Source organism: Novosphingobium sp. FW305-C-30-35 (genome assembly GCF_058783135.1).
Genome location: NZ_JBYSYJ010000003.1, coordinates 317,046 through 326,599, shown reverse-complemented (window position 1 = coordinate 326,599; position 9,554 = coordinate 317,046). Strand labels below are relative to the sequence as shown.

The window sequence follows — 9,554 nt, the reverse complement described above, 5'->3', positions numbered from 1 at the left end:
CAAGGCCTCGCACCGTGTCGTAGCGCGCGCAGTCGGCAATGGGCGGATGCTTGAGCTTGAGGTCCACCACGACGTCGATGGGCTGCGCTACCTGCGGTTCGCGTCGGCGCGACAGGATATTGAGGACCACTTCGTCGTTGACCGCGCCTGCCGCCAAGGCTTCGCGTATCGCGCCCTCAACCGCGGCAAGGCCATCGTCGATCACGGCAGCCAGTACCCGCACAAAGCGCCGGTCGGCATCGTCGCTCCTGCCTAGCTTGCGACGCAGCTGTGCCAGTGCAGGCGGCAGCTCCCAGTCATGGAACGGCGCGCCGTTGCGCCAGGCGCCGGGCTTGCGCGCGAGCACTGGCAGATAATGCCAGGGATCCAGCACGGTCTGGTTGCGTCCGAACATGCGGGCATGCTCAGCGACCACCTTGCCGGCATGGCGGATCACGATCCGGTCGGCATAGGCGCGTACCTGCACCACCTGCCGAGCGGCACTGGCCATGACCGAGTAGCGGTTGCGATCGAAGCTGACGAGGCAGGTCGCGGTGGCAACATGTTCGCTCTCGAAGAACCCGTCGAACGGCACGGGCAGTGGCTGCAACATGGCGCGCTCCCTCTCCAGGGCCGCAGCGATGGTCGTGTCTTCCAGGTCCGGGTGGGCATAGCGCTCGGCCCAGCGCCGGCACTCGGCCTCCAGCCAGGCGTTCAACTCCTCGATAGTGGCAAAGCGCAGGCGAGGCTTGAACAGTCGCTCCCTGCCAGTCTGGACCTGGTTCTCGACCTGGCCCTTCTCCCACCCCGCCGCCGGACTGCAGGCCACAGGCTCCACGCCGTAGTGGTCGGTCATGATCAGGAACCGTCGGTTGAACATGCGCTCCTTGCCGGTGAACACGGTCGTCACCGCGGTCTTCATGTTGTCGTAGATGCCCCGGGTGGGCACACCGCCGAAGAAGGCAAAGCCGCGCACATGGGCATCGAACACCATCTCCTGCGTCTCGCGCGGATAGGCCCGTACGAACGGTGCGCGCGACCAGCACAGCCGCATATGGGCCACCTTCACCCGCATCGGCTTGCCTGCAATCTCGACGTCCTCGTGGCTCCAGTCGAACTGGTAGGCCTCGCCGGGGCGGAACAGCAGCGGGATGAACACCTTACTCATGTCCCCGGCATCCACCCGGCGTTCCCGCTTCCAGCGCGCCGCATACCGCCGGACCGCATCATAGGAACCGGTGAAGCCCTCCCGCTCCAGCAGATCGTGAAGCCGGGTCAACCGTAGCCGATCACGGCGGGGCCGTTCCTCGTTCTGTTCCAGTAACTCATCCAGGCGCTCCCGGAACGGGCCGGTCTGCGGACGTGGCTGCTCTCGCCGCTCATAACTGAACTGCGCCTCGGGTGCCCGGATCGCCTTGCGCACCGTATTGCGCGACAAATGCATATCCCGCGCGATCGCCTTGATCGGTTTACCCTGCCTCGCTTCTCGTCGGATCTTCGCCGTCGTCTCCACAATCAACATCCCCATCCCCCACCGCTTGGAAATCCCAAACGGCGGTGCCTCACACCCAGGAATGAAGGGGTCAATTTTAGACGCCGATCACCCCGCTATGGGGGTCAATTTTGCACGCCGCTCCACACACTTCCCGCTAGTCTGGCAAGCCTGCTCGCACACCATCGCAACCTGGTCATTGCGATCGATCAAAGTTGGCAAGGCACAGGATTGGCACGGCAAAAGGCCGGTACTGCGGCTGCGTGCCCGATGACGATCGCGAACCTGCCTCGCGCGCCGTGGCTAAATCTGTTCAAGCCCCGGACGACTTCCGCCCTTTGCCAGTTTCGTATTGGCGCAGCGTTGGCAGCGCGAGCAGGTGCCAGTGGGCTTCACACGTGACTTGCGAGAAGTTGACTTACCGCCTAAGCGACAGGAATGGCCGTTTATTTCCATGAAGAAGACCTACCCGAAGGCGTGCTTGCGCCCGGTGCCGTCGCCGTCGATACCGAGACGATGGGATTGATCACGCCGCGTGACCGCCTTTGCGTCGTGCAGATTTCGGACGGGCAGGGCGACGAACACCTCGTTCGCTTCTCCCCGGGCAGCAGCTATGCGGCGCCCAATCTGAAGGCTGTGCTCGCCGATCCTGCGCGGCTCAAGCTTTACCACTTTGCGCGGTTCGATCTGGCGGCGATCGAGCACTACCTTGGCGTGGTCGCCGCGCCCGTGTTCTGCACCAAGATCGCCTCGAAGCTGGTCCGGACCTATACCGATCGCCACGGTCTCAAGGACCTGGTGCGTGAACTGCTCGGAAAGGAAATCTCCAAGCAACAGCAGTCGAGCGACTGGGGCGGTCCGGTGCTGTCCGATGCGCAGCAGGAATACGCCGCATCCGACGTGCGTCACCTCCATGCCATGCACGCGATCCTCGTCGAGCGTCTGGAGCGCGAGGGCCGCACCGCAATGGCGCAGGCCTGCTTCGACTTCCTGCCGATGCGTGCGCGGCTCGACCTTGCCGGTTGGGCAGAGCGTGACGTGTTCAGCCACGAGTAAAGTGACAAGGGACAAGGGCGGGCGATGACTGTCGCGGCAGACACGATTCGCACACAGCGTCGCAGCTTTGCAGCGCCGGGCGGCTTCCATGACCGTCTCGTGCATTTTCTCGCGCGCGGCTTGCCAGCGCTGGTCGGGGCCCTGCTGGCGATCATGGTCATTACGCCGCTCTCGCCACGCGGCGAAATCAGTTTCCTGCTGGATCGTCGCAAGGTTGCCATGGTCAACGAACGCATGCAGGTTTCCAGTGCCATGTATCGCGGGCAGGACGATGAAGGTCGCAATTTTTCGATCACGGCAGGCTCGGCAGTCCAACGAACCAAGGCACAGCCCTTGATCGAGCTGGATCAGCTGACCGCACGGATCATGCTGGACAATGGCCCGGCCTTGCTCACCGCGGGCCGGGGCAACTACGATTTCGGGAAGGAGATCTTGGATATCGCAGGCCCGATCAACGTCCAGACCTCGGACGGCTATCGCATGACGGCTACAAACGTCGACATCGATCTTGGCAGCAAGATCCTCAAGAGTCGCGGGCCTGTCGAAGGGCGCATTCCTGCCGGAACCTTTTCCGCCGATCGGATCAACGCCGATCTGAACGAGCGTACGGTCGCGCTCGAGGGTAATGCCCGCCTCCGCATGGTACCGGGCAGGATGCAAATGCCATGAGCAGGACACCGATGAGCAAGTATCCCATGACTACACGCGAGATCATTCGCTCGGCCCGTCCGCTGCGCTGGGCCACCATCGGTTTTGCCGCATCGGCCGCGCTCATGGCAGGTGGTCAGCATCTTTGGGCGCAGGGCATCTCGGGACATGACAGCAATGCGCCTGTGAACTACGCGGCAGATCGCATCGAGGTGCAGGACAAGACAAAGCGCGTCGTCCTGTCCGGCAATGTCGACATCACCCAGTCGGATTTGCGCATGCAGGCCGCCCGGACAACCGTTGCCTACAGGAATGCCGGCGACATTCAGATCGACAGGATCGATGCGACCGGAGGTGTCATGGTCAACCGTGGCGGTGAAAGTGCGCGCGGCGATGTTGCTGTCTACGACTTCAACCGCAACATCATCACCATGACAGGGAACGTGGCGCTCCGTCGCAACGGCGATACGTTGAACGGCGGGCGCCTGGTCATCGATCTCGATTCTGGCCTGTCGAGCGTCGATGGGCGATCAGGTGGTGGTAGCGGCGGCCGCGTCAGCGGAACGTTCAACGTCAAGCGCAGGAACTGATCGGGTGGATTGATCCGCGCTCGACGATCCTGACCGGCCTGTCGTGCAGCATCCTTGCAAGCTGGCGAAGTTGCGCCGACGAGCCTCCTTGCCGACAGGTGGACGGGACTGCGAGACCATGTCCCAGAAGACCCGGTCCCGTTTGCGCGCCGATTGACATTCAATCGCCAAGAGGCGCGAACAAATCGTGGAGTGTGGTCTCGTCCAGAACAGCATAGGCTGTGTCGCTTTCAGCTTCGAAAAGGGCATCAGCCAAGGCTTGCTTGCGCTGCTGCATGTCGAGAATTCTCTCTTCGACTGTGCCGGCCGCCACGAGCCGATGGACAAAGACGGGCTTGGTCTGGCCGATCCGATGGGTCCGGTCCATAGCCTGACGCTCGACTGCCGGGTTCCACCAGGGATCATAGAGGATAACGGTATCGGCCTCAGTAAGGGTCAGGCCAACCCCTCCGGCCTTGAGGCTCAGGAGAAATACTGGAGCATTCCCGCTCGCGAATGCATCAAGCACTGATGCGCGGTCCCTGGTCTGTCCGGTCAGCGACAGGCAGGCAATGCCCTCCTCGGTCAGGTCGCGCTCGATCAGACGCAGCATTTCGACGAATTGCGAGAAGATCAGCACCCGGCGGCCTTCTGCGACAAGTTCCCTGACCAGTTCACGCAATCTGGCGCGCTTGGCACTGTCCGTGACGGACCGGGCAGCATCTGTCTTGACCAGTGCCGGATCGCAGCAGACCTGCCGCAGCTTCAGGAGAGCGTCGAGCACCGTGATGCGGGAGGCTGCCAGCCCCTTGGTTCTGATGGCCTCGCGCACGCGGGCATCCATCACGCTACGCACCGTTTCATAAAGTGCCTGCTGCGGTTTGGGGAGATCGACCCGCTCGAGGATCTCTGTCCTTGGCGGCAGTTCTGCTGCGACCTGTTCCTTTGTCCGGCGCAGCAGGAAGGGGCGCAAGCGCCGTTTGAGGCGGGCTTGCGCGCTGGCATCGCCATGCTTTTCAATAGGCGTGCGAAATAGCGTCTGAAACTGCTTGCGATCCCCCATCAGCCCGGGATTGACCCAGTCCATCAGCGTCCAAAGGTCCTGGAGCGAGTTTTCGAGCGGGGTTCCGGTCAGTGCAAGGCGCCCCTTGGCAGGGATTTCGCGAAGGGTCTTTGCCATCTGCGAGGCGGGGTTCTTGAGGGTCTGCGCCTCGTCAAGGATGACCAAGGGCCAATCATGGGCTGCCAGCCAGTCACGATCGCGGGCAAGCAGGGGGTACGTCGTGACAACGAGGTCAGCTTCCAATGCCGCTGCGCGGTAAGCGGCGCGCTCGTTGCCGTGCAGGACCACGAGACGCAGACAGGGCGTGAACTGTTCGGCCTGACTACGCCAGGTGTGCACCAAGCTGGTTGGCACGATCAGCAGCACCGGGCCTGCTGCTTCAGCTTCTCGCCTCGCCTGCAGGAGTGCAAGTGCCTGGACTGTCTTGCCGAGCCCCATGTCATCGGCAAGCACGCCACCGAAGCCCGCCTGCAGCAGCATCGCCATCCAGGCGACGCCATGGGCCTGATAGTCACGCAGCTGGGCCTTCAGACCGGCCGGGGCTGAATGAGCCTTGCCTGCGGTGAGAGCATGGAGGCCGCGCGCCAGTGGCAGGATTCCGGCATTGTCGGAGAAGCGCACATCGCTGCCTGCGAGCGCCTCTTCAGCCAGTTTGACCAGCCCTGCCTCTGCAGGATGCATCGCGCCCAGTTCCACCTGCTGGCACAGGAACAGGTGGAGCAAGGCGGCAATCGGGCTGAGGTCGACCGCGAGATAGCCCTGCTTGCCACGGTCAATGTAGACTGGCTGGCTGGCGAGGTGCTGTGTCAGCGCATGCACATCAGGCACCTGCTCCCACCCCTCTCGGTACTGTTCCAGGAATGCCGCAATCAGGGGCGCGACATCGATGGCCTTGCCCTCAAGCTCGACCTGAAAGCCAAGAGAAAACCAGTCATTTCCCTGGAATCCTGCACCCGGGGCGTTCTGCGTGGAAACCGACAGCGAAGCAGCTTCGGCGCTGAGACGGTAAGGCCATCTGCTGCTCTCGAGGATGTCCCAGCCCTCTGCGCGCAAGGCCGGGACCACCTGGAATGCGAAGTCCAGTGCATCATCGAGCCGGGAGACATCCATGAGCGACGTGCTCAGTTCACCATCGGCAAAGACAAGATCGCAATCCATCATGCGATCGCCGGGCCAGTGCGTCTCGAGCTCTTCCACCGGGATCGCACCGGCTTGCGTGAGACGTAGCAGGCAGGCGTCCTCCCACTCTGGGTCACGCAGCAAGGTGACCACCTCACCAGCCTGCACGATGCGCGGATCGGGGTCATAAGCGGAAACCTCCTGACCCTCATACACGAACGTCAGAGTGATTGTTGGAAGCTGCAGCGTTGTTCCCCAACGACCAGCATTCTCCCGCGCTGACTCCGTCCCCAGCATGAGACGGGCATGGCGTGTCCTGGGAGCGCGCGTCATCTGGCGAATAACGTGGGGGCGTGGCAAGACGAGGTTGGCCAGACGATCAGGAAGTGCAGCAGCGAGCACCGCTGCGTGTTCAGCCGAAACAAGTGGCGCTGTTTCGACCAGTCGCAAAGTCTCCGGTTTCACAGGCTCGGCGAGTGCCCCGATGCGGCCTGAATCCTGGTCAATCCAGAATGTCGCCCCTTCGAGCCCTTGCAGTTGCAGGGCCGCGCCCGACGGATCAACGAAACCGAGCTGTTGGGCGCCATCTGATAGAATTCGCCATTGTAACCTGACAGCGGGGCGGTCTTCAGACCAGGTGAGGCAAGCCTCAGGGGAAGCAGCATGGAGCAGCCTGCCCGTTTCACCAAGCCGCCGGATCAGGCTGATTGCCTGCTCACCGTTGAGGAGCAGGCAATCGGGTAGACCCGAACCAAAGCCATAGCCATAGCCATAGCGTGCGTCCCAGATTCCCGCCTGCACCAGCGCGGGGATCAGTTCCAGGTCCACCGGACGGATGAATGCGGGAACAGCACTTGCGCGGATAGCAGCGAGAAGATCATAGCGGCGCATGCTCTTGTTAAGCGTATCGCCTGCGGCGGCCATCCGCCCTTTGTAGACGTCCACCCGAAGGTCTGCACCGGCGAGCTGAAGGACATAAAGCAGCCGGTCTTTGATATTGCTCGGATATTCTTCGGGCCGTTCAGGTCTTGGAGCGGCAGATGTGGCATTCTGTCTGACACGGGCGAGCCAGGCCTCGACTGGTGCGGCGAGACTGACGGGGTTCTGGTGCTGTGCGGCAGCCAGATAGATCAATGCTGCCGCGACATGCTTGCAATTATGGCCCATTGGGCAGGAGCAGGCACCGAGAAGGGCATCGCCATGCAAGGCGATATGTTGATTGTAGGCCTGGCCGCGCCCGTTCGAGACGCGGCTTACAACAGCGCCGCCTTGCTCGGCCTCGACCTTTATGACCAGCCCGCGATCAACATAATCATGAGCGCGCTGCAGTGTCGAGGCAGCGAAATGATCGCTCAACTTGATCCACATAGCATTCCATTAGCCTGAATACTCACCGGGGCGCAGGTGAAGAGTTGGCGGTTGTAGCGTAAAGTTCTGTTCTGAAGCAGGAATCTGGTTGACCAGGTCTAGTCCTGCCCAGGACAGAAAATGTCATGAACCAGACCCGCCAGGAGTGACGATAGAGCGCCGGGACTTTCGTTTCCAGCGGTCCTCGGCAAGAAAGTCGCCGTCGCGATCGACTCTGGCCGACTGACCTCTCACGGCGGCGTGGTGCTGCGGTCTCAAGTCGAGGCCGCGATGGGGATTTGCCGGCGGTTTGCGGCTTGCATTGCCGATCCGCGTGACCCATCGCTTCGTTGACCTCGTCGCGTTGCGCGACGATCCGGGGTTGTGCCTGGCGCCAGGCAAGCTGCCGGGATCGGACGCGGGGCCTGCCGGCCAACCCACGATGAGCTGCTGCGAGAATGCTCTGAGTGCATGATCAGCAATGTCCCAGGATACATGTCGCAAACGATCCGGTAAATGGATTTGACCCAACCGGTGAGTCCTGTGAGCCGTTCGACGGCGGCGATAGCGGAGCATACTGCGATCACGACAATCCGCAGGATGATGGTCTGCCGATCGTCGTCACCGGCCAAAAGCCTGATGGCGGCATCACCGCTGGCGAGGTTGGAAACTTCCTCGGCAGGGCCGCTCTTGAATCGGCTCCTGGCGGCGCTGCGGTGGACTGCATGTTCATCTCCCAGTGCGATACCACCGACAAGGTGCTTGCAGCAGTCGATTTAGTTCCCGGCCTCGGTAAGCTTGGCAATTTCGGCAAGCTACGAAAGGTAAGAAAGTTGGGACGCGCTTGCGGCTGTGTCGTGGCAGGAACGCTGGTAGACACGCCGAAAGGCCTAGTCGCAATCGAGACTCTTGCCGCAGGTGACATGGTCCTCGCCTATGATGTGAAAACCGGTGAGGTTGAGCCCCAGTCGGTGCTCGACGTCCTGCGGACCGAACCGAAGCCAACCTACAATGTGATTCTCCGCGCTGCCAACGGCGAGACGGCTCAGTTCGAGGCCACCGATGATCATCCCTGGCTGAATGCTGCCAAAGAATGGCGCGACACGGATGAGCTGACTGTTGGCGACAGGTTGATCGCAGGCGATGGTGGGCGGTTCGAGGTGATCGAGGTTGGTCTGACCGGTAATGTCGAGGTGGCCTATGCCTTGCGGTGCGCGCTGTATGACAATGGGGGGTGCTATCTGCATCCCATGGAAACGGCAGGAAAGCGCCAATCACGCCCGTGCGTGAGGTGTATATCTGAATTATGGGTCCGATGCGTAGCATCGTGGCCCCTCCCACGATCCGGAAAATGATCCTGCCCGTGACGGTGAATGCCCGTTCGACCATAGCTTGTGGGCTATAGACAATTTATAGCCTGAAGGATATATAGCGGTATGGCCTGGACGGTTCTCTATCACGATGCGTTCCTTCCCGAACTGGAGGTGCTGTCGGAATCCGTGCAGGACGAGTTGCTGGCGTTGGTCGAACTGCTCACCGTGAGTGGCCCGACGCTGGGGCGGCCACACGTCGATACGCTGGCCGGATCGAAGCACGCCAACATGAAGGAGCTCCGGTTCACGGCGGATGACGGGGTGTGGCGGGCAGCGTTCGCGTTCGACCCCAAGCGCCGCGCCATCGTGCTGGTGGCGGGAGACAAGAGCGGGGTCGCGCAGAAGCGGTTCTACAAAGGCCTGATCGCCAAGGCTGATGCCCGGTTCGCCGAGCACCTCGAAACGTTGAAAGGATGAGCACCATGCCGGTTACCCATGAAGAGCTGATGGCGCGTCTTCCCAAGGATCGTCAGGCCCGCATCAAGGCCCGCGCCGCCGAACTGCACCGAGAGGTTGAAGGCCTCAAGGCGCTGCGCAAGCTCGCCCAGCGCAGCCAGGAGCAGATCGCCCAGAGTCTGGGAGTCAAGCAGCCCTCGGTGCTCAAGATCGAGCGTCAGGCCGACCTCTACCTCTCCACTCTGCGCCGGTTCGTCGAGGCCGCTGGCGGCACGCTGGAGCTGCGGGTCGAACTGCCCGGCACCGGCGCGTTCACGCTCACCGGCGTCGGTGAGATCGACGCCGCCAAACACGCCGCCTGACCTTCTTCCTCAGCCGCTTGCATCGTCGCACCCGCGCGCTAGGCTGCCCGCCGTGATGCTGCTGCAGCGCCTTGCGAGCGAGCCAGGCGCGATCCCGCGCGTTGCGTCCGCACGGCCCAGAACCGCCTCAAGGGCAAATCCGCCGCTCTC

General features: G+C 62.3%; 8 protein-coding genes and 1 pseudogene. 7 read left to right on the top strand and 2 right to left on the bottom strand.

Annotation, left to right across the window (positions count from 1 at the left end; genetic code table 11):
- A partial coding sequence (gene istA, locus AC3WLM_RS21100; protein ID WP_492478660.1) for an IS21 family transposase occupies positions 1-1,501 on the bottom strand: 1,501 nt, incomplete at its 3' end.
- Positions 1,502-1,909: 408 nt separating this feature from the next.
- On the opposite strand from istA, the gene AC3WLM_RS21095 reads away from it, so the two are divergent.
- The 3 genes from AC3WLM_RS21095 to AC3WLM_RS21085 are packed head-to-tail and all read left to right on the top strand — an operon-like array spanning position 1,910 to position 3,765.
- Positions 1,910-2,527, top strand: a complete 618-nt coding sequence (locus tag AC3WLM_RS21095) for a ribonuclease D (RefSeq protein ID WP_118075535.1) — start codon at positions 1,910-1,912, stop codon at positions 2,525-2,527.
- A gap of 24 nt (positions 2,528-2,551) precedes the next feature.
- Positions 2,552-3,196 carry an LPS export ABC transporter periplasmic protein LptC gene (lptC, locus tag AC3WLM_RS21090; protein ID WP_492478655.1) on the top strand — a complete coding sequence of 215 codons (645 nt, stop codon included), beginning with the start codon at positions 2,552-2,554 and terminating at the stop codon, positions 3,194-3,196.
- 26 nt (positions 3,197-3,222) lie between these two features.
- The gene (locus tag AC3WLM_RS21085) at positions 3,223-3,765 is read left to right on the top strand and encodes an LptA/OstA family protein (RefSeq protein ID WP_205525354.1); all 543 of its coding nucleotides are present in this window, start codon (positions 3,223-3,225) and stop codon (positions 3,763-3,765) included.
- Positions 3,766-3,925: 160 nt separating this feature from the next.
- Here the strand turns inward: AC3WLM_RS21085 and AC3WLM_RS21080 are convergent, their stop codons facing one another.
- Complete coding sequence (locus AC3WLM_RS21080; protein WP_492478654.1) at positions 3,926-7,294, bottom strand: SNF2-related protein; 3,369 nt, start codon at positions 7,292-7,294, stop codon at positions 3,926-3,928.
- 135 nt (positions 7,295-7,429) lie between these two features.
- Here AC3WLM_RS21080 and AC3WLM_RS21075 point away from each other — a divergent pair.
- The 4 genes and pseudogenes from AC3WLM_RS21075 to AC3WLM_RS21060 all read left to right on the top strand — a co-directional run.
- Positions 7,430-7,736: pseudogene (locus tag AC3WLM_RS21075) on the top strand (IS1380 family transposase); the annotation flags it as partial.
- Between the two features lie 4 nt (positions 7,737-7,740).
- On the top strand, positions 7,741-8,628 hold the full coding sequence (locus AC3WLM_RS21070; RefSeq protein WP_492478653.1) for a Hint domain-containing protein: 888 nt from the start codon (positions 7,741-7,743) through the stop codon (positions 8,626-8,628).
- Between the two features lie 81 nt (positions 8,629-8,709).
- On the top strand, positions 8,710-9,063 hold the full coding sequence (locus AC3WLM_RS21065; RefSeq protein WP_492478652.1) for a type II toxin-antitoxin system RelE/ParE family toxin: 354 nt from the start codon (positions 8,710-8,712) through the stop codon (positions 9,061-9,063).
- Positions 9,064-9,068: 5 nt separating this feature from the next.
- Positions 9,069-9,404 (top strand): XRE family transcriptional regulator, encoded by a 336-nt coding sequence (locus tag AC3WLM_RS21060; RefSeq protein WP_118076017.1) that lies wholly within the window; start codon positions 9,069-9,071, stop codon positions 9,402-9,404.
- Positions 9,405-9,554 lie beyond the last annotated feature (150 nt).